Source organism: Pseudoduganella sp. GW821-FHT12E03 (genome assembly GCF_058807115.1).
Genome location: NZ_JBXAQJ010000009.1, coordinates 75,030 through 101,532 on the forward strand (window position 1 = coordinate 75,030; position 26,503 = coordinate 101,532).

The 26,503-nt window shown below is 63.3% G+C and carries 24 protein-coding genes; 16 read left to right on the forward strand and 8 right to left on the reverse strand.

Annotated elements, in window-relative coordinates:
- The first annotated feature begins 58 nt into the window (after window positions 1–58).
- The gene (acnA, locus tag AC1RRC_RS22475) at window positions 59–2,767 is read left to right on the forward strand and encodes an aconitate hydratase AcnA (RefSeq protein ID WP_493057760.1); all 2,709 of its coding nucleotides are present in this window, start codon (window positions 59–61) and stop codon (window positions 2,765–2,767) included.
- 44 nt (window positions 2,768–2,811) lie between these two features.
- On the opposite strand, the gene AC1RRC_RS22480 is transcribed toward acnA, so the two are convergent.
- Complete coding sequence (locus AC1RRC_RS22480) at window positions 2,812–3,789, reverse strand: GlxA family transcriptional regulator (protein ID WP_493057761.1); 978 nt, start codon at window positions 3,787–3,789, stop codon at window positions 2,812–2,814.
- A gap of 98 nt (window positions 3,790–3,887) precedes the next feature.
- On the opposite strand from AC1RRC_RS22480, the gene AC1RRC_RS22485 reads away from it, so the two are divergent.
- The 3 genes from AC1RRC_RS22485 to AC1RRC_RS22495 all read left to right on the forward strand — a co-directional run bounded on the left by AC1RRC_RS22485 (window position 3,888) and on the right by AC1RRC_RS22495 (window position 7,372).
- On the forward strand, window positions 3,888–4,577 hold the full coding sequence (locus AC1RRC_RS22485) for an NAD(P)H-dependent oxidoreductase (RefSeq protein WP_493057762.1): 690 nt from the start codon (window positions 3,888–3,890) through the stop codon (window positions 4,575–4,577).
- 91 nt (window positions 4,578–4,668) lie between these two features.
- Window positions 4,669–5,937, forward strand: coding sequence for a DUF2863 family protein (locus AC1RRC_RS22490; protein ID WP_493057763.1), 1,269 nt, complete (start codon window positions 4,669–4,671; stop codon window positions 5,935–5,937).
- Between the two features lie 136 nt (window positions 5,938–6,073).
- Window positions 6,074–7,372 (forward strand): NHL repeat-containing protein, encoded by a 1,299-nt coding sequence (locus tag AC1RRC_RS22495; RefSeq protein WP_493057764.1) that lies wholly within the window; start codon window positions 6,074–6,076, stop codon window positions 7,370–7,372.
- A gap of 109 nt (window positions 7,373–7,481) precedes the next feature.
- On the opposite strand, the gene AC1RRC_RS22500 is transcribed toward AC1RRC_RS22495, so the two are convergent.
- From AC1RRC_RS22500 to AC1RRC_RS22515, 4 genes are all read right to left on the reverse strand, one after another.
- Entirely contained in the window at window positions 7,482–7,946 is a 465-nt protein-coding gene (locus tag AC1RRC_RS22500; protein WP_493057765.1) for a CYTH domain-containing protein, read from the reverse strand.
- Between the two features lie 3 nt (window positions 7,947–7,949).
- Complete coding sequence (locus tag AC1RRC_RS22505) at window positions 7,950–9,074, reverse strand: M14 family metallopeptidase (protein ID WP_493057766.1); 1,125 nt, start codon at window positions 9,072–9,074, stop codon at window positions 7,950–7,952.
- Between the two features lie 187 nt (window positions 9,075–9,261).
- A complete protein-coding gene (locus AC1RRC_RS22510; RefSeq protein WP_493057767.1) occupies window positions 9,262–10,749 on the reverse strand; it encodes a catalase in 1,488 nt (495 codons plus the stop codon).
- A gap of 101 nt (window positions 10,750–10,850) precedes the next feature.
- The gene (locus AC1RRC_RS22515; RefSeq protein WP_493057768.1) at window positions 10,851–11,912 is read right to left on the reverse strand and encodes a patatin-like phospholipase family protein; all 1,062 of its coding nucleotides are present in this window, start codon (window positions 11,910–11,912) and stop codon (window positions 10,851–10,853) included.
- A 161-nt stretch (window positions 11,913–12,073) separates the two neighbouring features.
- On the opposite strand from AC1RRC_RS22515, the gene AC1RRC_RS22520 reads away from it, so the two are divergent.
- The 3 genes from AC1RRC_RS22520 (at window position 12,074) to AC1RRC_RS22530 (ending at window position 14,353) form a co-directional block, all read left to right on the forward strand.
- On the forward strand, window positions 12,074–13,753 hold the full coding sequence (locus AC1RRC_RS22520; RefSeq protein WP_493057769.1) for an AMP-binding protein: 1,680 nt from the start codon (window positions 12,074–12,076) through the stop codon (window positions 13,751–13,753).
- Between the two features lie 35 nt (window positions 13,754–13,788).
- Window positions 13,789–13,980, forward strand: a complete 192-nt coding sequence (locus AC1RRC_RS22525; protein WP_493057770.1) for a hypothetical protein — start codon at window positions 13,789–13,791, stop codon at window positions 13,978–13,980.
- Between the two features lie 154 nt (window positions 13,981–14,134).
- On the forward strand, window positions 14,135–14,353 hold the full coding sequence (locus AC1RRC_RS22530) for a PEP-CTERM sorting domain-containing protein (protein WP_493057771.1): 219 nt from the start codon (window positions 14,135–14,137) through the stop codon (window positions 14,351–14,353).
- Here AC1RRC_RS22530 and AC1RRC_RS22535 read toward each other — a convergent pair.
- Window positions 14,344–15,237: a helix-turn-helix transcriptional regulator gene (locus AC1RRC_RS22535; RefSeq protein ID WP_493057772.1), complete on the reverse strand. Its 894-nt coding sequence runs from the start codon at window positions 15,235–15,237 to the stop codon at window positions 14,344–14,346. The two genes, AC1RRC_RS22530 and AC1RRC_RS22535, sit on opposite strands and share 10 nt — an antisense overlap.
- A gap of 114 nt (window positions 15,238–15,351) precedes the next feature.
- Between AC1RRC_RS22535 and AC1RRC_RS22540 the strand changes: the two genes are divergently transcribed.
- From AC1RRC_RS22540 to AC1RRC_RS22575, 8 genes are all read left to right on the forward strand, one after another.
- The gene (locus tag AC1RRC_RS22540) at window positions 15,352–16,635 is read left to right on the forward strand and encodes an acyl-CoA dehydrogenase family protein (protein WP_493057773.1); all 1,284 of its coding nucleotides are present in this window, start codon (window positions 15,352–15,354) and stop codon (window positions 16,633–16,635) included.
- A gap of 67 nt (window positions 16,636–16,702) precedes the next feature.
- Window positions 16,703–17,836: a saccharopine dehydrogenase family protein gene (locus tag AC1RRC_RS22545; RefSeq protein WP_493057774.1), complete on the forward strand. Its 1,134-nt coding sequence runs from the start codon at window positions 16,703–16,705 to the stop codon at window positions 17,834–17,836.
- A gap of 15 nt (window positions 17,837–17,851) precedes the next feature.
- Complete coding sequence (locus AC1RRC_RS22550) at window positions 17,852–19,420, forward strand: class I adenylate-forming enzyme family protein (RefSeq protein WP_493057775.1); 1,569 nt, start codon at window positions 17,852–17,854, stop codon at window positions 19,418–19,420.
- A 13-nt stretch (window positions 19,421–19,433) separates the two neighbouring features.
- Window positions 19,434–20,903, forward strand: a complete 1,470-nt coding sequence (locus AC1RRC_RS22555; protein ID WP_493057776.1) for a DUF1254 domain-containing protein — start codon at window positions 19,434–19,436, stop codon at window positions 20,901–20,903.
- Window positions 20,900–22,147: a thiolase family protein gene (locus AC1RRC_RS22560; protein WP_493057777.1), complete on the forward strand. Its 1,248-nt coding sequence runs from the start codon at window positions 20,900–20,902 to the stop codon at window positions 22,145–22,147. Before AC1RRC_RS22555 ends, AC1RRC_RS22560 begins: the two co-directional genes overlap by 4 nt.
- Window positions 22,144–22,398, forward strand: coding sequence for a hypothetical protein (locus AC1RRC_RS22565; protein WP_493057778.1), 255 nt, complete (start codon window positions 22,144–22,146; stop codon window positions 22,396–22,398). Before AC1RRC_RS22560 ends, AC1RRC_RS22565 begins: the two co-directional genes overlap by 4 nt.
- 29 nt (window positions 22,399–22,427) lie before the next feature.
- A complete protein-coding gene (locus AC1RRC_RS22570; RefSeq protein ID WP_493057779.1) occupies window positions 22,428–23,237 on the forward strand; it encodes an SDR family NAD(P)-dependent oxidoreductase in 810 nt (269 codons plus the stop codon).
- A gap of 12 nt (window positions 23,238–23,249) precedes the next feature.
- Complete coding sequence (locus AC1RRC_RS22575; RefSeq protein ID WP_493057780.1) at window positions 23,250–23,627, forward strand: hypothetical protein; 378 nt, start codon at window positions 23,250–23,252, stop codon at window positions 23,625–23,627.
- 287 nt (window positions 23,628–23,914) lie between these two features.
- Here the strand turns inward: AC1RRC_RS22575 and AC1RRC_RS22580 are convergent, their stop codons facing one another.
- Window positions 23,915–24,562 carry a PEP-CTERM sorting domain-containing protein gene (locus AC1RRC_RS22580; RefSeq protein WP_493057781.1) on the reverse strand — a complete coding sequence of 216 codons (648 nt, stop codon included), beginning with the start codon at window positions 24,560–24,562 and terminating at the stop codon, window positions 23,915–23,917.
- A gap of 154 nt (window positions 24,563–24,716) precedes the next feature.
- Complete coding sequence (locus AC1RRC_RS22585; RefSeq protein ID WP_493057782.1) at window positions 24,717–25,601, reverse strand: dienelactone hydrolase family protein; 885 nt, start codon at window positions 25,599–25,601, stop codon at window positions 24,717–24,719.
- 318 nt (window positions 25,602–25,919) lie between these two features.
- On the opposite strand from AC1RRC_RS22585, the gene AC1RRC_RS22590 reads away from it, so the two are divergent.
- The gene (locus AC1RRC_RS22590; RefSeq protein ID WP_493057783.1) at window positions 25,920–26,492 is read left to right on the forward strand and encodes a hypothetical protein; all 573 of its coding nucleotides are present in this window, start codon (window positions 25,920–25,922) and stop codon (window positions 26,490–26,492) included.
- The last annotated feature ends 11 nt before the right edge of the window (window positions 26,493–26,503 follow it).

Consider the following 26,503-nt stretch of genomic DNA (forward strand, 5'->3'; position numbering starts at 1 on the left):
TGGCGCTGCACAGCATTTAGAAAACTCATCATTGACGATACCCACTGAAGGAGATGTCATGTCCCGCAACACTTTCAACACGCTCAAGGAATTCGATATCGCTGGCAAGGCAGGCAAGTTCTATTCGCTGCCGGCCCTGGAAAAAAGCCTGGGCATCAACATCTCGCGCCTGCCGGTATCGATCCGCGTAGTGCTGGAATCGGTGCTGCGCAACTGCGACGGCAAGAAAGTCACGGAAGAACACGTCAAGCAGCTGGCCGGCTGGAGCGCACAAGCCGAGCGCGTGGAAGAAATCCCGTTCGTGGTGGCCCGGGTGGTGCTGCAAGACTTCACCGGAGTGCCGCTGCTGGCCGACTTGGCCGCGATGCGCAACGTGGCGTCGAAAATGGGCGTGAATCCGAAGAAGATCGAGCCGCTGGTGCCGGTCGACCTGGTGGTCGACCATTCGGTGACGATCGATCACTTCCGCGAAAAGAAAGCGCTGGACCTGAACATGAAACTGGAATTCTCGCGCAACAACGAGCGCTATGAATTCATGAAATGGGGCATGCAGGCGTTCGACACCTTCGGCGTGGTTCCGCCGGGCTTCGGCATCGTGCACCAGGTGAACCTGGAATACCTGGCGCGCGGCGTCCACAAAACCAATGAGTCCGTGTACTACCCGGACACGCTGGTGGGCACCGACTCCCACACCACCATGATCAACGGTATCGGCGTGGTGGGCTGGGGTGTGGGCGGTATCGAAGCCGAAGCCGGCATGCTGGGCCAGCCGGTCTACTTCCTGACCCCGGACGTGATCGGCGTGAATCTGACCGGCGTGCTGCGCGAAGGCTGCACCGCGACCGACCTGGTGCTGACCATCACCGAGATGCTGCGCAAAGAGAAAGTCGTCGGCAAGTTCGTGGAATTCTTTGGCGCCGGCACCGAGACGCTGTCGCTGACCGACCGCGCCACCATCGCCAACATGGCGCCGGAATACGGCGCCACCATGGGCTTCTTCCCGGTCGACGACGCCACCATCGAGTACTTCAAGGGCACCGGCCGCACCAAGGCGGAAATCGATGCGTTCGAAGCGTACTTCAAGGCGCAAAACCTGTACGGCGTGCCGAAAGCCGGCGACATCGATTACACCCGTGTGGTTTCGCTGGACCTGTCGAGCGTTGCGCCATCGCTGGCCGGCCCGAAACGTCCGCAAGATCGTATCGAAATCGGCAACGTGAAATCGACCTTCACCGAACTGTTCTCGAAACCCGTGTCGGAAAACGGCTTCAACAAGAACGCGGCCGACCTGACCACCGAATATGTCACCTCGAACGGCGTGAAAGTGCACAACGGCGACGTGCTGATTGCCGCCATCACGTCCTGCACCAACACATCGAACCCATCGGTGCTGCTGGCCGCCGGCCTGCTGGCCAAGAAAGCCGTGGAAGCCGGCCTGGAAGTCGCGCCGCACATCAAGACTTCGCTGGCGCCCGGCTCGCGCGTGGTGACCGAGTACCTGACCGCCGCCGGCCTGCTGCCTTACATGGAAAAGCTGGGCTTCGGCGTGACCGCGTATGGCTGCACCACCTGCATCGGCAACGCGGGCGACCTGACCCCGGAACTGAACGCGGCGATCCAGTCCAACGATATCGTGGCCTCGGCCGTGCTGTCCGGTAACCGCAACTTCGAAGCGCGGATCCACCCGAACATCCGCTCCAACTTCCTGGCCTCGCCACCGCTGGTGGTCGCTTACGCGATCGCCGGCAATGTCACGCGCGACCTGATGACCGAACCGGTCGGCAAAGGCACCGGCGGCAAGGACGTGTACCTGGGCGACATCTGGCCGACCTCGAACGAGATCCAGGCACTGATGAAGCACGCCATGAACTCCAAGCTGTTCAAGGATAACTACGCCGACGTCAAGGGCAATCCGGGCAAGCTGTGGGAAGCCGTGTCGTCGACCGAAGGCCAGGTCTACAACTGGCCGGAGTCGACCTACATCGCCGAGCCGCCATTCTTCGACGGCTTTGAAATGACCCCGAAAGCCGCCGCTTCCGGCATCACCGGCGCGCGCGCGCTGGGCGTGTTTGGCGACTCGATCACCACCGACCACATTTCCCCGGCCGGTTCGATCAAGGAAGATGGTCCGGCCGGTAAATGGCTGAAGGACAACGGCGTGCAAAAAGCCGACTTCAACTCGTACGGCTCGCGCCGCGGCAACCATGAAATCATGATGCGCGGCACCTTCGCCAACGTGCGGATCAAGAATAAGATGATCCCGCCGAAGGCCGACGGTTCCGCGGTGGAAGGCGGCATCACCATCCACCAGCCATCGGGCGAACAGCTGTCGATCTACGACGCGGCCATGAAATATGTGGCGGCAGGCACCCCGACCATGGTGTTCGGCGGCGAAGAATACGGCACCGGTTCGTCGCGCGACTGGGCCGCCAAGGGCACCCAGTTGCTGGGCGTGAAAGCCGTGATCTGCCGTTCGTTCGAGCGCATCCACCGCTCCAACCTGGTCGGCATGGGCGTGCTGCCGCTGCAATTCATCGGCGCCGATTCGGTGGAATCGCTGGGCATCACCGGCAAGGAAACCTACGACCTGAAGGGCCTGGAAGGCGAGATCAAACCACAGCAGCAATGCACCCTGGTGATCCACCGCGAAGACGGCACGAGTCACGCCGTGTCGGTCCTGCTGCGCATCGATACCCCGATCGAAGTGGATTACTACAAGCACGGCGGTATCTTGCCGTTCGTGCTGCGCCAGTTGCTGGCGGCGTAACCCGCCTCCGCATCGATGACAACGCCGGGTTCGCCCGGCGTTTTTTATTGAAACCGCGCGCGGTAAGCGGCCGGCGACAGGCCCACCGACGTGCGGAACAGCCGTGTAAACGAGCTGGTGTCCTGGTATCCCACCTGCGCCGCGATGCGCTCCACCGTCACATCCCCCGCCTCCAGCAATGCCCGCGCCGCGTCGATGCGCAAGCGCTGCAGGTATTCCAGCGGTGTCTGCTCCAGCGCGGTTTTAAAACGGCGCGCCAGGGTGCGTTCGCTGACGGCCAGCCGCGCCGCCAGCTCCGCCATGCTGCCCGGGGTGGCCATGTGGTTTTGCAGCCAGTGCTGGGCCCGGTGCACCAGTGAATCGCCATGCGCCTTGTCCACCAGCAGCGGCAGATACGGCGTCTGCACCGTCTGGCTGACGTCGATCAGCATGCTCTTGGCGCACTGCGCGGCAATGTCCGGTCCGGCCAACCGTTCCACCACCCGCACCGCCTGCAGCAAATAAGACGCGGACGCGCCGGCGCACACCAGCCGCTCCGCTTCCGTCACCACCGGCCGCAGCTGCAAATCGACCAGCGGGAAACGGGCGCGGAACTGCGCTTCCAGCCACCAGGTGGTGGTGGCGGCGCGCCCATCGAGCAAACCGGTCCCGGCCAGTACAAAGGTGCCGGTGCAATTGGCCACCAGCCACGCGCCCGCCTGCCATTGCGCCGTCATCCAGGCTTGCGCTTCGCGCTGGCGCGCCAGCAGCGAGGCAAACGCGCGGTGCCCACGGTAATGCAGGCTGGGGATGAAGACCAGACCATAGCGCTGGCGCGGCCCCGGCGCCACCGTGGACAACAACAAGCCATTGCTGGCCCGCACCGGCTGGCCGTCCATGGCAATGAATTCCCACGTAAACAATGGAACAGCGCGTCCGCGCTGCTTGCGCAGGTGCGCGTTGGCCACCTGCAGGATATCGGCAAAGCCGGCGGCGCAGGAAGCATAGCAATCGTCGAGGCACAAGATGGCGGCATGCGGCATGGTGTGTCGATTTTCGCATAGAGGAAGTCAAATTCGCCACTGCCAGCGACGCCGCGCACTGCGTACAGTGGCGGCATCACCACATGAGGAGCCATCCAGTGAACGTCTTGATCGTGCATGCGCACAACGAACCGCAATCCTTCAACGCCGCCCTGAAAGACCTGGCCGTCGGCGAATTCCAGGCGCAGGGCCATGCCGTGCAAGTCTCGGACCTGTATGCGATGGGCTGGAATCCGGTCGCCGGCGCCGGCGATTTCGTGCAGCGCGCGCGCCCCGATTACCTGGTCTATGCGCTGGAACAGCGCAGCGGTGTACTGGCGCCGGATATCCGCGCTGAGCTGGACAAACTGATGTGGGCCGACCTGGTGGTCTTCAATTTCCCGTTGTACTGGTTTTCCGTGCCTGCGATCTTGAAAGGCTGGATCGACCGCGTGCTGGTGTCCGGCCTGTGCTATGGCGGCACGCGTTTCTATGACAAGGGTGGCCTGGCGGGCAAACGCGCCATGCTCACCCTGACCCTGGGCGGGCAGCCCCACATGCTCCAGGCCGGTGGCGTACATGACGATCTGCTTGACATGCTGCGCCCGCTGCTGCGCGGCACCCTGGCCTATGTCGGCATGACGGTGCTGCCGCCGTTCGTGGCCTATCACGTCCCCTATATCCGGCTCGAGGAACGCACGGCCATGCTGGACGCCTACCGCGAACGGCTGGGTGCGCTGGACCGGTTGACGCCCCTGTCATTTCCGTCGCTGGACCAGTACGACGAACAGCTGCGCCCGAAGCGCTGACACCGGCGTTTTTTATTTGACCGCCGCATGCCGCTGAATCCACTACAATATGCCTAACGTGAATTTCCCACAGAGAGAACCTGTTAGCGCTATGCGTCGCCCATCCAAAGATTCAACACCAAAACTTACTGCCGACAGCCAGCGCCTCGTCACCCTCGCCCAAGCCGTAGGCCAGTCTGCCAGCCGCCTCGAAGAACGCAACTGGGAAGCTTCGCTGGACCAGCAAATCCACAAGCTGCTGAAGTCCAGCCACCAGGACAGCATCGATGCCGCGCTGAACAGCCTGTTCCGCGACGACTTGACCGCCTACGACGTGCTGATGGACAGCGTGGAAGCCGTCAGCGAATCCACCACCGTCACGGTGGAAGCCGATGGCGTTTCCACCAAGTACGACGTGTTGCTGGTTGCAGCCCCGGTCCTGGCCTGGACCCGTTTTTCCATCGCGTCCGGCCCGATTCCGTCCGACGTGCTGAACACGCTGTCCGCGCACTTTTCCGCCCACTTGCTGGCCGACGGCACGCACATGGCCATGGCCTCGACCTTGTACTCGATCGACCAGTTGCCGCGCACCCATGCCGAAGCCTATGGCAAGGTGCAAAAGCTGGCGCAAGCCGCGCTGAAAGGCGTGGCGTACAAGACCGAGAGCAAGGTGCCGGAAACCGCGCCGTTCCTGGCCGATACCCGCTACCTGCTGGTGGCCGTGGTGGCGCCGCATGGCGGCCCGCTGTTCCGCTGGCAAATGCCGGCCGCCGCCGCGCACTATGCCGATGAACGCAAGAATGCGCTGGAACAGTGGCGCACCCAGGCGCTGCCGACCGTTAACCGCCTGCTGCCGGGCTGCGGCGTTGAACTGCTGCTGCCGGAAGCGTATTACATGGCGTGCCGCGAAGCCGACAAACTGGTCCGCCCGGTATCGATCCGCGCCGCCGTGCACTACCTGACACACACGCTGGCGGTGGAACCGTCGGACTTGCGCGCCGTGATTGCCGGCTTTGGCGAAGAAGCCGGCGATGGCCAGGTCGATGAATACCGTGTGGCCTTCACGCCACGCCAGAGCAGCGATGTGGTGTATGGCGTGGTGTGGCCGCTGTATGGCCAGGAAGATGAAGAAGGCACGCCGCCGGAAGGGCCGATTTCCAGCAGCAACCTGGCCAGCCTGCTCAAGCCGCGCACGCCGGTGGAAGAGATCGTCGAACACTTGAACACGGCCGGCGTCACCACCGTCAAGAAACTTGGTGAACGCTACGTGTCCGAGTATTGCGACGATTGCGGCGCGCCCCTGTTTGCCGATCCGGCCGGGGAACTGGTGCATGCGGAAATGCCGGAAGATGCGCCGGCGGGCAACGAGCACTTCCATTAAAGTATGGGAGCCCGGCCGGAAGGCCCGGCACCCATTACACAAATTTACACTTATTACATATCAAAGTGACAATGTGTGAGTTTGATCAATGCTCCGTACCGTTACAGTGCTGCTTTATCCACTGAACCGGACCGACATGACCAGACTCACCCGCCGCCTTCCCTCTTCCTGCGCACTCATCCCCCTCGTGGCGTTGTTGACCGCCTGTGGCGCCGATGGCCCCACCGGCCTGAAGCTGCATGCCACCACGTCGACCGTCATGCAGGGCGGCAGTGCGATTGCCGTCAGCGCCACCGGCGGCAGGAAAGGCGACAAGGTCAGCTGGCGTTTGCTGCCCGCCAGCGCCGGCACGCTGACAGCGAGCACCGACACCCGCAGCGCCATCTACTTCCCGGGCACGGCGGGCGCCACGGCGACGCTCAGCATTGAAGCGAAACTGCGCAGCGACACGGAAACCCTGGCGCTGCAAGTGCAGGCGTCACCGGCCAGCGAACTGGTGGCCAGCCTGCCGCAATGGTGGCAACCCGTTACCGTCTCGGGCCTCTCGGGCATCACCGGCGAGCCGCGCGGCTTCGCCCCCGATGGGGCCGGCGGCTATTACATCGCGTACGCGGCGCCGACCTCGAAGGTCGTGCAGGTCAAAGCGGGCGGCACCCCGGTTGAAATCAGCGGTCTGGCCGGCTACGGCATCATCGGCGGCGCCAAAGATGGCACCCTGTATCTGACGCAAACTGCAAGCAACAATGCGCTGACCGTGAGCAAGCGCACGCCGGACGGCAAACTCACCGTGCTGACGCGCACCGCCGCACACGACGGCAAGAAAGCCACCATCGACGGCCCTTCCGGCACTGCGACGGCCCTGTCTCCGCGCTTCACCTTTGACAGCGCCGGCAACCTGTACGCACTGGACGTCAGCAAGGTGCGCAAGATTGCAGCCGATGGCGCATGGACGACCGTGGCCGGCGATGGCTGCGGCATGGGCGATGCGCCTGCGTGCGCGGTATTCCCGGCGGCAGGCAAAGGCACCAGCGCACGCATCGGGCAAGGGGCGGCGATTGCCGCCGGCACGGACGGCGCGCTGTATGTCGCCGCCGCCGGTTCGATCCTGAAGGTCACGTCCGCCGGGGATGTCACGATCCTGGCCGGCGCCACCAGCGAGCGCAGCGATGCGCGCATGATCGATGGCGCCGGTACCGATGCCTACTTCCACCAGCCGCTGTCGCTGTCGCTCGATACCGCGGGCAATATCTACGCGCTGGACTACGACACCATCCGCCGCATCACGCCTGCCGGCGCGGTCAGTACCGTGGCGACCGGCATCGGCGTCCTGCAGCAGGGCCACCCGGAACTGTCGGCGACGCGCATCCGCATGAACGACGATGGCACGCTGGCCTACCTGCGGGCGGTCGACCTGCGCCGCGTCAAGGTGCAATAAAACATGTAGGGCGGTTTCCGCGCAGCGGAAGCCGCCCTACATGCACCGTGGAAAAGTGACGCCGGGTGGCGACGCACGCTCGGCGGCTATGCATAAGCCGCCTACAGTTTCACCAGGCCGAATAAGGATGGGCGATCAGGTTGGAATTGAGATACCGCTTGTCCGCCGTGACTTCCTCGCCGATCCAGTCCGGCTTGTCGAACGCCTGGTCTTCCGAGGGCAATTCGATTTCCGCCACCACCAGCCCGGCATTGACGCCGAGGAATTCATCGACTTCCCACACGAAGCCCGCATACGGAATGCGGCGGCGGTATTTTTCAATGACCGGCTGTTCGCACAGCTTGTCGAGGAACTCTGTTGCATCGGCCATCGGGATCGGATATTCCCATTCGCCCCGGCTCGCCCCCACGTTCTTGCCCTTGATGGTCATCACCGCGCCATCGCCTTCGATCCGCACCCGCACCACCCGCGACGGATGCGAGGACAGATAGCCCTGGCGCAGCAGGACGGGTTCGCCCTGCCGCATCCAGGCGTCGGAGGTCACGAGGAATTTACGCTCGATCTCGATGCCCATGGTTCAATCGTCCAGCGACAGCAGGATCGGCTGCAGCAGCGCGCGGCCCAGCGCGGCGCTGCGCGCGCCATTCCAGCCCACGTGCGCATCCGGCAAGTCCGCATTGTCCTTGAACGGCATTTCCAGGGTCAGCGACAGGCACTTGAAGTGGTGGCCGATATACTTCGACGCCAGGGTCAGCATGTCTTCCTTGTACTTCGATGCGGCATAGCCATAGGTATCCTGGAAGTCCGGCGACGCGTTCTTGTAGCGGTCGATGAAGGCTTTTTGCGCGGCGGCCTGTTGCGGCGTGAAGTTTTCCAGCATTTCATTGCCGGCTACGAAGTTGTACGGCAGTGCTTCATCGCCGTGGATGTCGAAGAACATGTCGACACCGGTTTCGTGGATTTTGTTTTTCACGCACAGCACTTCCGGCGAACGCTCCAGGGTTGGCGTCATCCATTCGCGGTTCAGGTTGGCCCCGGCGGCATTGGTGCGCAGGTTGCCGCGGATGGAACCGTCCGGGTTCATGTTCGGCACGATGTAAAACGCGCAGCGCTGCAGCAGCTTGCGGGCGATCGGATTCGCATCGTCGAGCAGCGCGTCGATCAAGCCTTCGACATACCATTCCGCCATTGATTCGCCCGGGTGCTGGCGCGCGATGACCCAGATCTTCTTTTCCGCTTCCGGTTCGCCGATGACCACCAGGTTCATGTCGCGGCCGTCCAGACTCGAACCGATATCGAGCACGCGGGCCGCCGGGTTTTCCGCCACTTCGCCCAGCAGGCGCAGGTGGCGCTCCCACGAATACGGCTCGAAGTACGCGTAATACACGCTGTCCAGGTCCGGCGTGTGCTTGACGGTCATGACTTCGCCGTCAAACGTGGTCGGCACGCGGAACCAGTTTTCCGAGTCGTAGCTCGCCACCGCGTGGTAGCCCTCGTAGCCCTTGGCGTACGTGGCCTGGCCCGCGTTGGTGAAGCGCATCGTCACGGCCTGGCCGCGCGCGCCTTGCAGGCGGAAGTGGAACCACTGGCGGATATCGGCTGCGTTATCGTCGCGCAGCTTCAGTTCGATGGTGGCCGGGGTATCGGCGCGCACCACTTCGATGGCGCCGGAATCGAAGTTTTGGCTGATTTTGATGGTCATGGGGGTGTCCCGTGTTGTTCTCCAAGGACCGCTATTTTAACGGTCCTGCAGGCGGGCAGGTTTATTTACCGCGCAGCTGCGCCACAAAATGCGTAGGGCGGATTTTACAAATCCGCCATGCCTGCGCCGCGTTGACGCATGCATGGCGGGTTCGCAGAACCCGCCCTACGGAATCACGTCAACTGTGCTAATCAACGTTGCGACCGGCCGCTTTCAGTGCGGCACGCACACCCGCGCCGTACGCCGCATCGGCCTGGTCGAAATGCCCCAGCTGGCGGGCGATGATCTCGTCGCTGACCTGGCTCAAAGGCCCGGCCAGGTTGGCAAACAGGTTTTGCTGCTCCGCCACCGTCATCAAGCGGAACAAATTGCCGGCCTGCGTGTAGTCATCTTCCCGGCCACGCCCATCGTAGCGCCCTGCCGCGCCGTGCAGCGCCAGCGGACCTTCGCCATGGCCCATGCCGGTATTGCCGCCACCGCCATGGCCGCCGGCCTGCACCGTGTCATAGTTTTGCGCATCGCCGCCGTTGTGGAGCGCCATCGCCCCGTCGCGCTGCTGGTTGTGGAACGGGCAGCGCGGCGCGTTGACGGGCAAATGCTGGTGGTTGGTGCCAACCCGGTACAGCTGCGCATCGTGGTAAGCAAACAAGCGGCCCTGCAGCATCTTGTCCGGCGAATAGCCCATGCCCGGCACCGCATTGGCGGGGGAAAACGCGGCCTGCTCAACTTCCGCATGGTAGTTGACCGGATTGCGGTTCAATTCCAGCACGCCGACCGGATGCAGCGGGAAGTCCGCGTGCGGCCACACCTTGGTCAAGTCAAACGGATTCCAGCCGGTGCGCGCACTCCACGCATCGAGTTCCTGTTCGGTCGCCACCTGCACCTTGACATCCCAGCGAGGATAGTCGCCGCTGTCGATCGCCGCGACCAGGTCGCGCTGCGCATAATCCGGGTCGGTCCCGGCCAGCCGCACGGCGTCCGCCGCCGACAGGTTCTTGATGCCCTGCCGGGTCTTCAAATGCCATTTCACGTAGACGCGCTCGCCCTGGCCGTTGATCAGGCTGTAGGTGTGGCTGCCAAAGCCATCCATGTGGCGGTAGCCGTCCGGCGTGCCGCGGTCCGAGAACAGCATCGTCACCTGGTGCAGGCTTTCCGGCGCCTTGCTCCAGAAGTCGAACATCATGGACGCGGATTTCAAATTCGTGCGCGGGCAGCGCTTTTGCGTGTGCACGAAATCCGGGAACTTGATCGGATCCTTGATGAAGAACATCGGCGTGTTATTGCCCACCAGGTCCCAGTTGCCCTGTTCCGTATAAAAACGGATGGCGAAGCCGCGCGGATCGCGTTCGGTATCCGCACTGCCGCGCTCACCACCGACCGTGGAAAAACGCACGAAGGTATCGGTCTGCTTGCCGACCTGGCTGAACAAACTGGCCTTGGTGTAGCGCGTGATGTCGTGCGTGACCGTGAAGGTGCCGTAAGCGCCGGAACCCTTGGCGTGCACCACGCGCTCGGGAATGCGTTCGCGGTTGAAATGCTGGAGTTTTTCAATCAGGTGGAAGTCTTGCAGCAGCAACGGGCCGCGTGGGCCGGCGCTCAGGGAATTCTGGTTATCGGCGACGGGAATGCCGGAGGCGGTGGTGAGTTGCGGCTGATGCTGCGGTGGCTGGCTCATGGTCTCTCCTGGGGTGTTGGAACAATGAGGCCAGTCTAAGCAAGCCTGATTAATAAATAAATTTGATTGATTCAATCGAATCGATAGCTTTATCCTAAATCTCAGATTTCATGGATGGCAATCCCTTCAATGGCGGATGCCGGACTCGCCCAGGGCTTCGCTTCCAGCGCCTTCTTCATGTCGGCATAGCCGGCCTGCCAGCGCGTATGAATCCCCAACGCCGTGAAGTCGATATCCTTGGTGTGGTCTTCACTGTCGAGCCGGGGCGCTTTCAGCAGCACCACGTGCATGTCGGTGCCGCAGCCCCAGGTCGCCAGGTCGCGCACCTCGGGCAAAGCCGCGACCTCCGGCGGCAGGTGCTGCGCCAGTTCGCGGATCACGTGGCGCAAGCGGTGCAGCCGGCGCTGCTGTTCGATGTGGCTGGCGCGGCTGGCGTACTGGATTTCCTTGTGCTTTTCCAGCACGTCGAGCACGCTTTGCGGCTCCTTGCCGTCCGGGTTCCACACTTGCACGGAAAAGATCAGGGAACTGCGGCGCGGCTCGTCATCGAGCACCGCTTCGATCGGGGTGTTCGAATAAATGCCGCCATCCCAGAATGGTTCGCCATCGATTTTCACGGCGGGAAAGGCGGGCGGGATGGCGCCGGACGCCACCACGTGGTCGACACACAACGCTTCCCGCTTCGTATCGAAATAGCGCATGTGGCCGGTGCGGGCGCTGACCGCGCCCACCGTCAAGCGCAAGCCGTCGCGGTTCAGGTAATCGAAATCGACCAGCAATTCCAGGGTTTTCAGCAACGGTCCGGTACGGTAAAACGCGGCGTTTTCCACGCCGACCGACGCGTCCGGGTTGAACCAGGTGGCCGGGTTGATGGCAAAAAAGGCGGGGATGCCCTGGGTCAGGGTCAGCGCGTTGGCGAATGCGCGCGGCATGCCCGGATACAGGGTGGAATGGTGTTCCATCAGGGTCCAGAACTGGCGCAGCCGGTCCAGCCGCCGCGCCGGCGGGTTGCCGGCAATGATGGCGCCGTTGAGCGCGCCAATCGACGTCCCGATCACCCAATCCGGCTCCACGCCCGCTTCATGCATGGCCTGGTACACACCCAACTGGTACGCCCCCAGCGCACCACCTCCCTGCAACACCAGCACCACCTGGTCGGGCATGACGTCCTCCTGTCGGGTTGGAATGCATTTCATTCTAGTCGGTATCCGGCAGCCGCAAGGCATGCTCGAGAATGCAATATTGTCTGTTGCGAAAATTTAACAAGGCGCCATAGCTGAGTACAAAATTTAAGCGCACACTATCATCCTGGGAGGACGAATCTATGGACCGTCACTGGATCAAACATTATCCCGGCCACGTCAATCCGCATCCGGACATTCCCGGCCACACCGTGGTCGAACGCTTCCATGAAGCTTGCGCCCTCCATGGCTCGCGCCCCGCGCTGGCCGGCCTGGGCACCACCATGAGCTATTCCCAGCTGCAGCAGCACGCCGATGAATTCACGTCGTGGCTGCAACTGGCGGGCTATGAACGGGGCGAGCGGATCGCCATCATGCTGCCCAATATCCTGCCCTACCCCGTGTGTTTCTTCGGCGCGCTGCAGGGCGGCTATGTGGTGGTCAATTGCAACCCGTTGTATACCCCGCGCGAACTGACGCACCAGCTGGCCGACAGCGGCGCCAAAGTCATCGTGGTGCTGGAAAACTTTGCCCATGTGGTGCAGCAAGTGCTGCCGGCCACCGCGATTGACAAAGTCGTGGTGGTGTCGCTCGGCGATTTGCACGGTTTCAAGGCGCCGCTGGTCAACCTGGTGGCGCGCCACGTCAAGCACCTGGTGCCGCCGTGGGATATCGGCGGCCATGTGCTGTTCGGCGCGGCGCTGAAACAAGGCCATGCGCGCCACCCGCGTCCGGTCGGCCTGGCGCGCGGCGATATCGCGCTGCTGCAGTACACGGGCGGCACCACGGGCATTTCCAAAGGCGCCGTGCTCACCCACGGCAACCTGTCCGCCCACGAAACGCTGCTCGAAACATGGGCCAGGCCGGCGCTGCAAGCCATGAAAGACGACGGCACCGTGGCGATGGCCATCATGCCGCTGTACCACATCAGCGCGCTGATGCTGGTCTTGATGCCCACCATACTGCATGGCGCCTGCTGCGTGCTGATCGCCAATCCGCGCGCACTCGATGAACTCATCAAAACCATGCGGCACTACCGCATCGGCATCCTCAGCGGCATCAACACGCTGTACAACGCGCTGCTGAACCACCCGGACATCCTCAAGGTCGACCTGACCGGCTTGCGCCTGTGCACGGCAGGCGGCGCGGCCACGCAACCGAGCGTCAATGAACGGTGGCATGCCCTGACCGGACTGCATATTTGCGAAGGCTATGGCATGTCGGAAGCCTCCGGTGCGCTGACCGTCAACCGCACGGACAACGTGCACTTCACCGGCACGGGCGGCATGCCGCTGCCCCTGACCGATATTTCCATCCGCGACGACAACGGCCAGCCGCTGCCGCTGGGCACGCCCGGCGAAGTATGCGCCAGGGGCCCGCAAGTGATGCAAGGCTACTGGAACCGGCCGCAAGAAAGCGCCGCGGCGCGCACCGCCGATGGCTATTTGCGCAGCGGCGACATCGGCTACCTCGATCACGAGGGTTTATTGCATCTGGTGGACCGCAAAAAGGATATGATATTGGTTTCGGGATTTAACGTTTTCCCCAACGAAGTCGAAGAAGTACTGGCGGCACTGCCCGGGGTGATGGAAGCGGCGGTGATCGGGGTGGAAGACGAGCGCAGTGGTGAAGCCGTATGCGCCATTGTGGTACCGCGCGACGCCTCGCTGACCAAGGATGAGGTCGCCCGGCATTGCCGCGCCAACCTGGCGCCCTATAAATGCCCGCGCATCATTGAAATGCAAGACACCCTGCCGAAGACACCCGTCGGCAAAATCCTGCGCCGCGCCCTGCGCGAGCAATGGATGCAGCGCCCCCATTAGCAGTGCCCATTAAAACTACAATAAGGATCAGCACGATGGACCAGCACCAGCCGGACCGGCAAAACCAAGTGATGGCGGAAGACGTCGATACCGCATTGAAGATCGAACAATCGAGCGGCGCCGCCAATGCGTGGGTCTACATGACCCACAAAGCCGTCCCGCGCGGCGTCATCAAGCGTGTACTGGCCTTCCCCCAGTTGCGCAGAAATATTGTCAAAATTAAATGATTGAGTAATGCGCCATACCGGCGGCGATTCGTGCTAGGCTGGCAGCCTGCCAGTTACAGTACAGCCTCCGGGGGGCGCAATGCATACAGTGTTAAGGAAGGCGTTGCTGCTAGCAACGCTGTTGACTGTTGCGCGCGGTGCCGCCGCAGTTGACGTGTTCACCACTCCAGCGCTGCCAGCACTGGACGATGTTTACCTGGCCGCGTTGGCCGAGTCCGCCGTCACCGCCAGCCAGGCCCCACCCGATCCCCAAGCCATCAGCGCCATTCCCGAACCACCGGTGTATATCATGCTGCTGGTCGGTGTCGGCTTGCTGGGGCTGGTGGCGCGGCGCGAGTCCATCCCGCCCATCTTCAGGAACGATCAGGACTGACCCATGCTTGCCTGCCCGCGCCGCGCTTTTTCATGCGCGCGGAACTCGGCCGGCGTGCACGCATGCGCGGCGCGGAAGCTGGCCGTCAAATGGCTCTGGCTGGAAAAGCCGCACTCTTGCGCCACCGTGGCAATCGGCATCGAAGACATCGCCAGCAATTTGCGCGCCTGTTCCAGCCGCACGCTGAGCACATAGCGGTGCGGCGGCATGCCCACCGCGTCCTGGAAAATACGGCGGAAATGCGCCAGGCTGACGCCGGCCAGCGCGGCCAGGTTTTCCGCCGACAAATCGCCATCGGCATGGCTGTGCACATGGTTGAGCACGGCCTGCAAGCGCGTGAAATGCACATGGCGCGGGCTGATGCCGCCGGTGCCCGGCGTGGTCAGGGCGCGATAGGCCTGTTCCAGCATGATGGCCGACAGCCGCGCCAGGAAATCCTCGTCGGCGCCCTGCCCTTTTTGCAATTCATACGCCAGTTGCAGCGCGGCCGCATTGACCAGCTGGTCATTGAACGGCGCCAGCGCGCCGCGCGACCGCGCCACCAGCGCCAGTTGCTGCTGCATGCCGCTGTCTTCGCGCAGCAGATACATGGCGGCGAAATCCACGGTGCCGGCATAGGTCCACAGCGACGGTACGCCGGCCGGTATCAGGATTGAATCAGTCGGCAAATTCACGTCGCCGGCCCCGTCCCGGCGGCTGATTTCCGTCACCCGGCCACCGCCGAATTGCGTGATCAAGCCGGTACACGACAGGGGCGACACCGCCAAACCCGTCATTTGATACAGGTAGCGCTCGAAATATAGCGGTTCCGCACCACCGATGTAACCAGCCACCAGCGGCTTGTGGCCGATCTCGGCTTGTACTTTTTCCCATGGTGTCAGCAAGGCAAATCCTTTTTTAGCAATGAGCGGATTTTGATAAAGATACGCCTGATTGTTGAAAGCCGCCAGATCCGCCACCGCCGAAAATGGACGCACATCACAAGGAGGAGACCCAAGATGTTGCGTCTGAGTACAGAATTGAAATTACCGCCGGTCGGCCTGACCGGCTTTGAAACGCCGCTGACGGAAGAAGAACAAGCGATCCAGGCATCGGTGCACCGCTTCGCCAAGGACGTGCTGCGCCCGCTGGGCCGCGAACTCGACGCCATGACCGCCGACCAGGTGGTGGCGCCCGGCTCGCCGTATTACAGCGTGTTTGCCGAAGCGGCCAAGCTGGGACTGGACATGTCGCTGCTGGCGCAACTGCCGCCGGAAGTGGCGGTGCGCGCCGAATCGCTGATCGGCGAGGAAATGGGCTGGGGCGATGCCGGCCTGGCGATTTCACTGGGCGCGGCCAGCTTCCCGCTGACCATGGCGCAAGCGGCCGGCAACCAGGAACTGGTGGACCTGTGCACCGGCAAGATCGGCTGCTGGATGATCACCCACCCGGACAAGGGTTCCGACGTCACCGCCTACGACATGCAGCGCGACTGGACGCCGGGCGCGCCCGGCAACAAGGGCAATATGTTTGCCACGGTCGGCAAGGATGAAATCGTCATCAACGGCCAATGCTCGGCCTGGGTCTCGAACGGCGCCGTGGCGCAAGTGGCGCTGGGTTACCTCTCCGCCGATTACGGCGACGGTTTCTACGATGCGCAGGGCCGGGTCAACGGCGCCGCCGTCATCATCCCGCTCGACTTGCCGGGTGTCAGCCGGGGCAAGCCGCTCGACAAGATCGGCCAGCGTTCGCTGCCGCAGGGTGAAATCTATTTCGACAACGTGCGCGTCCCGAAACGTTTTGCGGTGGCGCTGCGCGATGAGTACTACGGCAACCACAGTTCGGCATGGTCGTATGCCGGCACCCACATGGGCCAGACCTTCACCGGCGTGGCGCGCGCCGCGTTCGAACTGGCGCTGCAATATTGCCACGAGCGCCGCCAGGGCGGCAGCCTGCTGATCGAGCACCAGCTGACGCGCCTGCGCCTGGGCGACATGCTGCGCCGCGTGGAACTGTGCCGTGGCGTGGCGCGCCGCTCGCTGGCCTATGCGCGCCTGTCGCCATGGAGCCATGCGTATGTGACCGCATCGGCCAAGGTCACCATCACCAACGAAGCCATGCAGGTGGCGACCGACGCGCTGCAACTGTTCGGCGGCGCCGGCACGTCGCGCGAATACCCGATTGAAAAACTGTTCCGCGACGCCCGCGCCGCGCAAATCGAAGACGGTGAAAACACCCTCCTCACCATGCGCCTGGGCGCCCTGGCGCAACAACTGTACGCGGAAGGCTGGGCCAATCCCTGAGCCCGGGCCTGCCCCACCACCCCACACCCGCTTCACCACATCTTTATACCTATAACGGAGACTTATCATGGCAAAACATCCTGTCGTCGTCTACGGCGCTTCCGGCTACACCGGCATGCTGATCATGGATTGGCTGATCGACCAGAACATCCCCTTCACCGCTGTCGCGCGCAATGCCGGCCGCGTCAGGGAAATGATGGCGCAGCGCGTGGTGCGCCTGGAATCGGCCACCTATGAAATCATCGAGGCGGAACACAATGTCGACGCCCTGGCGCAGGCATTCAAGGGCGCCAAAGTGGTTTGCAACACGGTCGGCCCGTTCGTGAAATTCGGCCTGACGGCAGTGGAAGCGGCGTTGCGGGCCGGCTGCCACCACATCGACACCACCGGCGAGCAGTGGTATGTGCGCGCCGTGCGCGACCAGTTCGGCGAGCAGTTCCGCCAGGCCGGCCTGGTGGTCTCGCCATCGGTCGCCTACATGAACACGTATTCGGAAATCGCGGCCGAACTGGCGCTGGAAACCCCGGGCATCGATGCGCTGGAAACCAATGCGCTGTGCCGTGGCCCGCGCGGCATTGGCGCCGGCGTGACGGTGGGGTCCACCGCGTCGATCTTTGAAATGTACCGCGCCGAACAGTGCTACCTGTGGGAAAAGAAACTGGTGGCCCATCCATTCGGCACCTCGTTCCAGATCGCGTCGCCGCACTTCATGCAGCCGGTGTTTTCGCTGCCGTGGGGCGGCACGTCGCTGCCGGTCTACTTTGAAAACGATGCGCGCGTGCGCTCGTGCGTGTCGACCGTCGGCTTCTATGACAACGACGCCATGAAGATGGTGCACCAGATCGGCCAGAAATGGGACGCCGAATACAAGCACCTGCCGGTCGAACAGCAGGACGCCGTGCTCAAGAGCATTTGCGACGCCACCACCCCCGCCATGCCGCCGCGCGAGCGCACCACCCTGGTCCGCACCGTGGACACGGCAATCGGCCGTGGCGTGCTGGGCGCCGTGCGCGCCGAAGTGCTCGGCACCACCGCGTACATCGCCACCGGCGCGCTGCAGACCGCCGCCGCCATCAAGCTGCTCGACAACGACTTCACGAAGCCCGGTTTTATCTCCGGCTCGAAAGCGTTCGGCCACCGCTACCTGCTGGACTTCTGCGCAGCCCGCGGCCTGGCGCGCGCCAGTGTCACGCAACTGTAAGAAGGAGCAGCCGGCATGGCCATCATTGACTTTTTCGACCGCGGCTGGCGCGGCAACCCGCACGGCGCCGCCTACATCCAGGACGACCGCACCTATACCTACACCGAAGTGGGTGAACTGTCGTGCCGTATCGCGCATGCCTTGCTGGCCGCCGGTTTCCCCAAGGAGACCAAGGGCGCGGTCTGGGCCGGCAATGACGTCACCGGCTGGACTTGCACGCTCGGCCTGTGGCGCGCCAACATGGCGTGGCTGCCGGTCGGCGTGCGCAATCCGCAAGACGAAAACCATTACGTGCTCGACGCCTTCGATTGCGAAGTGCTGTTCTTCCAGCAAGCGTATGCGGACGCGATCGCGGAGCTGCAGCCACGCCTGCCCAAAGTGACACTGTGGATCTGCCTCGATGGCGATGCGCCGCAGGTGCGCGGCGCCATCGCGCTGGCGGCGTGGACCGCGCCGCATCCGGCCACCCGGCCGGACGTACCGGTGGACCTCGATGACGTGGTGGCGGTCAGCGCCACCGGCGGCACCACGGGCAAGCCCAAGGGCGTGATGAACACGCACCGCTCGTACCAGACCATGGTGGCGCACCTGTTGCAGGGCTGCGCCTATGGCGGCAACGAGCGCCCCGTCAACCTGGCGGCCGCGCCGATGACGCACACGTCCGGCCTGCTGTCGCTGCCGGCCAGCGCGCGCGGCGGCACCGTGGTGGTGGTGACGAAGCCCGATCCGGCCATGCTGCTGGCGGCCATCCCGAAATATAAGGTGACGGAACTGTTCCTGCCGCCGACCGTGATTTACCGCCTGCTCGACATTCCCGAGTTGAACCGGAAAGTCGATTTTTCGTCCGTCAAATACTTCCTGTATGGCGCGGCGCCGATGTCGGTGGAAAAGCTGCGGCAAGCGCTGGCCACCATCGGCCCGGTCATGATGGGCGGCTATGGCCAGACCGAAGCGCCCGGCACCATTGCCTTCCTGCGCCCGGACGAACATTTCACCGGCGACAGCACCGCCGCCGACGAGCGCCTGTCATCCGTGGGCCGTCCCAATCCCTTGATCCGCTGTGAAATCATGGATGACGGAAACCGCATCCTGCCGCAAGGCCACAGCGGGGAAATCGTGGTGCGCGGCGACCTGGTCATGAAGGGCTATTACAAAGACCCGGGCAAGACCGCGGAAACCATCATCGATGGCTGGCTGCACACGGGCGACATCGGCCACCTCGACGCCGAAGGCTGCCTGCACATCACCGACCGCAAGAAAGACATGATCATTTCCGGCGGTTTCAATGTCTACCCCAGCGAAGTCGAGCAAGTGATCTGGGCCCACCCCGCCGTGCAGGATTGCGCCGTGATCGGCGTGCCCGACGCCAGCTGGGGCGAAGCCGTGAAAGCCGTGGTCGAGCTGAACGCCGGCCAGAGCGTGACGGCGGCGGAACTGATCGCACTGTGCAAGGAAAAGCTCGGGTCCGTGAAGGCGCCGAAGTCGGTGGACTTCGTGGCCGCGCTGCCGCGCAGCCCGGTCGGCAAGGTCTTGAAAAAAGACTTGCGCCAGCAATACTGGCAAGACGCGGGCCGCAGCATTTAACAGGAATCAGACCATGAAACACTCTCCAGCACATATGCTGTCCCGCCTCGCGCTGGCGGCTGCCGTGGCAGCAGCGCCGGCCCTTGCGCAGGGCGCCGCGCCCGCCACCGCCTCGGCAATCGCCACCGCCGTGACGCCAGCGCAGCACGAACAGGAAGCCGCCCGCATTGCACAACTGGCGGAACAGGCCTACATCTTCGGCCTGCCGATCGTGATGAATTACGCGGTCCTGTACGCGTATGCGGTCGATACGCAATCGCCGCAATTCAAGGCGCCGTTCAACCAGCTGAAAAACATCGGCCGCGTGTTTACCCATGAAGACACCGCCGTGGTCACGCCCAACAGCGACACCCCGTATTCGTTCGCCGCGCTCGACTTGCGCGCCGAACCGGTCGTCATCACGGTGCCCCCGGTGGAACGCGGCCGCTATTACTCGGTGATGCTGTGCGACGCCAGCACCTATAACTTCGGCCTGATCGGCAGCATCGCCACCGGCGGCGTGCCGGGCGCGTACATGGTGGCGGGGCCGCACTGGCAAGGTAAAACACCACCTGGCATCCGCAAGGTATTCCGCTCCGGTTCCGAGCTCGCCCTGGCGGGCATGCGCACGCAATTACTGTCGCCGGGCGATATCGGCAAGGTGCAAGCGGTGCAGGCCGGCTACAACGTGCAACCCTTGTCGGCCTGGCAGGGCAAACCCGCGCCCAAACCCGCGCCCGCCATCGCGTTCCCGCCCGCCGATCCGCAAGCGGTGCAAAAGCACTTCTTTGCCTGGCTGGACTTCGCGCTGCGCTTCATTCCCGCCACGCCGGATGAACAGGCGCCGCGCGCGGCGCTGGCGCAGCTCGGCATCGGCAACGGGGAATTCACAACACGTTACGCGGACATTGCCGCGCGCCATCCGCAAGCGCTGGCCACCGGCATGGCGGCCGGCGATGCGCAGGTCAAGGCGGCGGTGCTCAAATTCGGCATGAAAACCAATGGCTGGAACCTGTTCATGGCCTCCGGCGGCGACCGCGCACGCTACCACGGCAACTGGCTGGAACGCGCCGCCGTGGCCAAGGCCGGCATTTACGCGATCGACATATCCGAAGCCCAGTACGCGCTGACACGCACCCTGCCCGATGGCGAACCGCTCGACGGCAGCAGGCACCGCTATACCCTGACCTTTGCCGCCAATGAATTGCCGCCGGCCGACGCCTTCTGGTCCGTCACCATGTATGACGGCAAGAGCCAGCTGCTGGTGGATAACCCGCTCAAGCGCTACCTGGTCAATTCCGCCATGCTGCCGGCCATGCGGCGCAACGCCGATGGTTCGCTGACCATCCACATCGCCAGAACCACGCCGGGCCAGGAGTGGGAATCGAACTGGCTGCCCGCGCCGGACGGTCCGATCTACCTGGGTATCCGCCTGTACGGTCCACAGCCGCGCACCCTGCGCGGCGAGTGGCAAGTCCCGCCGCTGGTGAAGGAATCGTTATGAGCAACATCTACATCGCCGGCATCGCCATGACGGTGTTCGGCCGCCACCTGGAGCGCGGCCTCTACGACCTGGCCGGCGAAGCACTGCAAGGCGCGCTGCGCGACGCCGGCTGCGAAGCCGCCGATATCGGCGCCGCCTATTACGCCGGCATGACCAACGGCCCGCTGCAAGGCCAGATCGCGATCCCGGGACAAGTGGTGCTCGGCAAGATCGGGATCCACAGCATCCCGATCGTCAACGTGGAAAATGCCTGCGCGTCCGGCAGCACGGCATTCCACCTGGCCTTGCAAAGCCTGCAGGCCGGCGCCACCGACGTGGCGCTGGCGCTGGGCGCCGAGAAAATGAACATCGCCGACAAGGCCAAAGCCTTTTCGCTGTTCGAGGCCGGCTGGGACGTGTCGCGCGCCGAAGAAAATTACCGCACGCTGGTGCGCATGGGCGAAGGCGTGACGCCGCCGCCCGGCTCCGAATCGGACAAGCCGTACAGCAAATTCATGGCCATCTATGCGGCGCTGTGCCGCTGGCACATGAAGACGTATGGCACCACGCAGCGCCAGATCGCGGCGGTCTCCGCCAAGAACCATACGCACGCGGTGCACAACCCTTACGCGCAAATCCGTAAGGCCTTCACCATCGATGAAATCCTGGCGGCGCCGCCGATCACCTACCCGCTGACCTTGCCGATGTGCGCGCCGCTATCGGACGGCGCCGCCGCCGCCATTGTCTGCACGGAAGAAGGCTTGCGCCGCATCGGCGCCGATCCGAAGCGCGCCATCCGCGTGGCGGCCAGCGTCTTGCGCAGCTTCAGCCACCGTACTCTTGAACAGCCGGAATTGAACGTGGCGCGGCTGGCCGCCAACCGCGCCTATGAGATCGCCGGGCTGGGTCCGCAAGACATGCACGTGGCTGAAGTGCACGACGCGTCCGCCATGGGTGAAATCATCCAGGTGGAAAACCTCGGCCTGGCACGGCCTGGCGAAGGCGGTCCGTGCGCCGAGCGCGGCGACTTCACGCTGGGCGGGAGGATTCCCGTCAACCCGTCCGGCGGCCTGGAATCCAAAGGCCATCCGCTGGGCGCGACCGGCATCGGCCAGTTGTACGAACTGGTGAGCCAGTTGCGCGGCGAAGCGGGCGCGCGCCAGGTGCCTGGCGCCCGCCACGCGATCCAGGAAAACGGCGGCGGCCTGCAAGGCATCGAAGAAGCCGCCGTGGCCATCCACATTCTCAGCAAGGACCAACCATGATCAATATCTTCCTGAAAAGCGCCTGCCTGGCGCTGTACCTCTCCGGCGCGGCGGTGGCGGCAGGACTGCTGCCCGCCTCGCTGGCCCTCCTGGCGCCGGCCGCCGCGCTGGTGCTGGCCGCCCATGTGCTGGAAACCATCGTCCTGTTTGGCCTGGTGCGGCGCTACCCGGGACCGCTGTCCACCAGCATCGTGCTCAGTGTGCTGTTCGGCATGCTGCACCTGCTGCCGCTGCGCCGCCAGCCGGCCTGACCTGCATCGAACGAGAAAAGAGAGACACCATGTTCCACAATAAAACCGTCGTCATCACCGGCGCGGGCTCCGGCATCGGCCGCGCCCTGGCCCTGCGCTTCGCCCGCGAAGGCGCGCACCTGGCCCTGTCCGACATCAACATGGAAGGCCTGGACGGCACCATCAAACTGTTGCGCGACGCCGGTGTCACGAGTCCGCAGCAGGTGCGCGGCTACCGGCTCGACGCCACGTCGTGGGAAGCGTTTGTCGCCCATGCGGACGAGGTCCGGCGCGACTTCGGCGCCGCCCACGTGATCGTCAACAATGCCGGCGCCACCGTGATCGGCAGCGTGGCCAACACCACGGTCGAGGAATTCCGCTGGCAACTGGACTTGAACATGTACGGCGTGCTGTACGGCACCAAGGCCTTCATGCCGATGATGCTGGCGCAGCGCGAAGGCTGGATCGTCAACATTTCCAGCATTTTCGGCTTGCTGGGGTTCCCTTGCCAGAGCGCCTACAACATGTCGAAATTCGCCGTGCGCGGCTTGACCGAGTGCCTGTGGCAAGAACTCGACGGCACCGGCGTGCACGCCGTGTGCGTGCATCCGGGCGGCATCCGCACCAATATCGAACGGGCCGGACGGCGGGTCAAGGCGGCCGGCGAGATGGAGGCGACCTTTGCCGCCAAGGCGGAAAAGCTGCTGATCACGCCGCCGGAAGACTGCGCGGACGATATCGTCAATGGCCTGCGCAAAGGCAAGCGCCGCATTGTGACCGGCTACCGCTCGAGCACCGTGCACTGGCTGACGCGCCTGCTGCCGAACAGCTATCCCGGCATCCTGCGCCTGATTTCATAGGGAGCCGCGACCATGCTGGCGCACCGCCCGCTGTTCTTTTCCGCCGCCGCCTTCAACCTGCTGGCGGGCACGCCGCTGCTGCTGGCCGGCAGCCATGCCAATGCGCTGCTCGATTTGCGGCTCAATGCCAGCGGCATCGCACTGCTGCAAATCATTGCCGCGATTGCCATCACGTTCGGCATCGGCTATGCCATGATCGCCATCGATCCGGAGCGTCACCGGTCGCTGGCGGGCCTGGGCGCGTTCCTGAAACTGATGCTGGCGGCCAGCCTGACGCTGGTCTGGATGTCGGGCATGATTGGATGGCAATTCCCCGCCCTGCTGGTGCCCGACATTGTGTATGGCGTGCTGTTTATCGCCTACTTGAAACAGGCGCGTCCTGGACAATAAAGTTGTTGCTTACCCGCGAATTGGAGTTGCGCCCGAGCAATCACGGGCGTAAACTTCAATTACTTCATAAAAGCTGAAGCCCCCCACTGCGCTGCCCGACCCCTGCACGCGACCTCAATGCCACCCGAATCCCAGGTGAGCTACTTGCGAGGGCGTGATGTCCGAACTTTTATATCCTTTTGATGACGCGGCGGCCGTGAAAACGTACGCCATCCTGCTGGACCGGCAAGTTGGCGTATTGGCCGCCTGGAAATTTTTGCTGGAACGAGGCTTTGCTCCGGACGAAATCATGCTAACCCTGTCGCGCCAGGCCCATGCCGAAGCGCGGGCTGAAATGCAGGCCTCCGCCATGGGCTGACCTTGCGCCGCGTTGCCGCCAGCGCCGCCATGCCGGCCGCCATCAATCCCAGCGAGGCGGGTTCCGGCACCGGTAGCGGTGGTGGCAGGCTGTCTGCTGTGAAATAGCCGGTGGTGCCGCTGCAATACGTGGGACCGCCACAAAGCGTGCCGAGGTAGGGATCGCCGCGCAACAAGTCGACCGACCAGAGCGAATGGCCGGACATGTTCAGTTCCACTTCCGTGGTGTTATAGCGGAAGCTGCCCGTCACGCCGCCCACGCGGTCGAATTGCAAATCAAACTTGTCATACACGCCCATCACCATTGGCGGTTGATGGCCGTGGCTGCCCTGGGCAAATGAATAGCCGGTGTACACAATGCCGGCATTGGCAGCGGCCAGCGTACATCCCATGCCCGCGCAGCCGGTGAAATCAAGGAACACATGGCCGCGCCAAAACGCTTCATCGGTAATTTGCAACACCGCATCAAAGTCGGGTAATTCGGGCGACGCGGTGACGGTATGCCAGCGGTAAATCACATCGGCCATGGCCGGCAAGGCGGCTGTCAGGCCCAGCAGGAACAGCATGCAATGTTTCACGGTTATCTCCTTTTTATCAATCGGCAAGGTTATTCACTTTGCAATTTTTATGCCGCGCGATTGACTGCAGGGAGATGACCAGGGCCGGAGGGAGACATGCGAAGAAATCCGACACCCCTGCAGCGTCACTGCGGAGGTGCCGGACTGGACAACGTCAAGCCAGCTTGGCCTTGAAGAAATCGATGGTGCGCTGCCACGCCAGCTTGGCGGCGGCGGCGTCGTAGCGCGGCGTGGTGTCGTTGTTGAAACCGTGCTCGACCGCAGGGTACGTGTAATGCTCGTACTTGATCCCGGCTTCCTTCAGCGCGGTTTCATAGGCCGGCCAGCCAGCCAGGATGCGCTGGTCATTGCCAGCGTCGTGAATCAGCAAGGCGGCCTTGATGCGCGGCACATCGGCTGCCGCAGGCTGCGCGCCATAGAATGGCACGGCGGCGACCAGGTCCGGCAATTGCGTGGCCAGGTAATTGGAAATCCCGCCGCCAAAGCAAAAGCCCACCACGCCCAGTTTGCCATTGCCGCCCGGCTGCGCCTGCAGCCACTTGGCCGCCGCCACGAAGTCGGCGCGGGTCTTGGCCGGATCGAGCTTGGCAAATTCGGCGCGGGCCTTGTCTTCATCGCCTGGATAGCCGCCCAGCGGCGTCAGCGCGTCGGGCGCGAAGGCAATGAAGCCATCCAGCGCCACCCGGCGCGCGATGTCTTCGATGTGCGGATTCAAGCCGCGGTTTTCATGCACCACCAGCACCAGCGGCAATTTGCCCTTGGCATTGGCCGGCGTCACCAGGTAGCCGCGCACCGTGCCATACCCTTGCGGCGACGGATATTCAACGAATTTCGCCGTGATGCGCTTGTCTTCCTTGTCCACCACCGGCGCCGCGAAGCTGGGGCTCAGCGCCGTCAACAGGCTGGCCGCCGTGGCGCCGCCCACCGCATAGCGGCTGGCGCTGGACAGGAACGTACGGCGGTCGATGGCGCCATGGACATACTGGTCAAACAGTTTCAACACTTCGGGATCAAAATCAGCGGCGGTTTTACGGGTCACGACGAAGCTCCTTTCAGGATGACGGTGGCCGCCAGTCTAGCGCATGGCCCCCGTATTGGTGATCTACTTTTGTTGCATATGCTTGCACAAATTTTATGTATCGCGCAGCAAAATTGCTGGGAAAACCATTCATACTGAGAATATCTATGATCAGCATAAAAAATTGGACTTGATAGCGATACCACCGTATGATGCATCTGTCTCCTCCATTTCTTCCCAAAGAATTGGATTTAGCCCACCCTCGCGGTGGGCTTTTTTTTGTTTAAACCCAGCAATAACCGGCGCATACTTCTAACTTCTTGCTGAGGAGAATGTGAAATGGCCTTGAATGAGGAAATGAGCTGGGGTGACGTGAGCAAGATCATCACCGATTCCAGCACCGGCGCCACCGTGGGCGACGCGTTCCAACTGATGTTCGGTGAACCCACCAAAGACTTGCTGCCTGCCGGCATGTTGATCTACAAATTCAACAGTGAATCGAGCGTAGTGCCCGCGCGCTTCGGCGGCGACGCCAAGCTCGGTCCGACATCCCCCATGAGCCCATGGTGGAGCCCTTCCCTGCCGTACAAGCACGATGGCGGTCTCGACCAGCGCATCAAGATTGCGCAACTGAACGGCGTCAGCATGCGCGAATGGGGCCGCCTGACGTCGGTCATCAAGGAAGACTGGAATTCGCTGGCCTTCATCCTGGAAATCGAGCTGGCGGAACCGGTGTATGGCTGGTTTGGCGGCTTTAAAGGGATGGCGCGCAGCGGCGGCGGCAAATCCATGCGCGATGAATTGGCGGAAAAATCCGGCGGCGGCAAGAAATTGCCGGGCGGCGGCACCCAGTTCTACATCCCCAACCTCAAGTACGCGCACGTCAAGCGCCACAGCCTGAAGCCGACCTGACGTTCAAATCA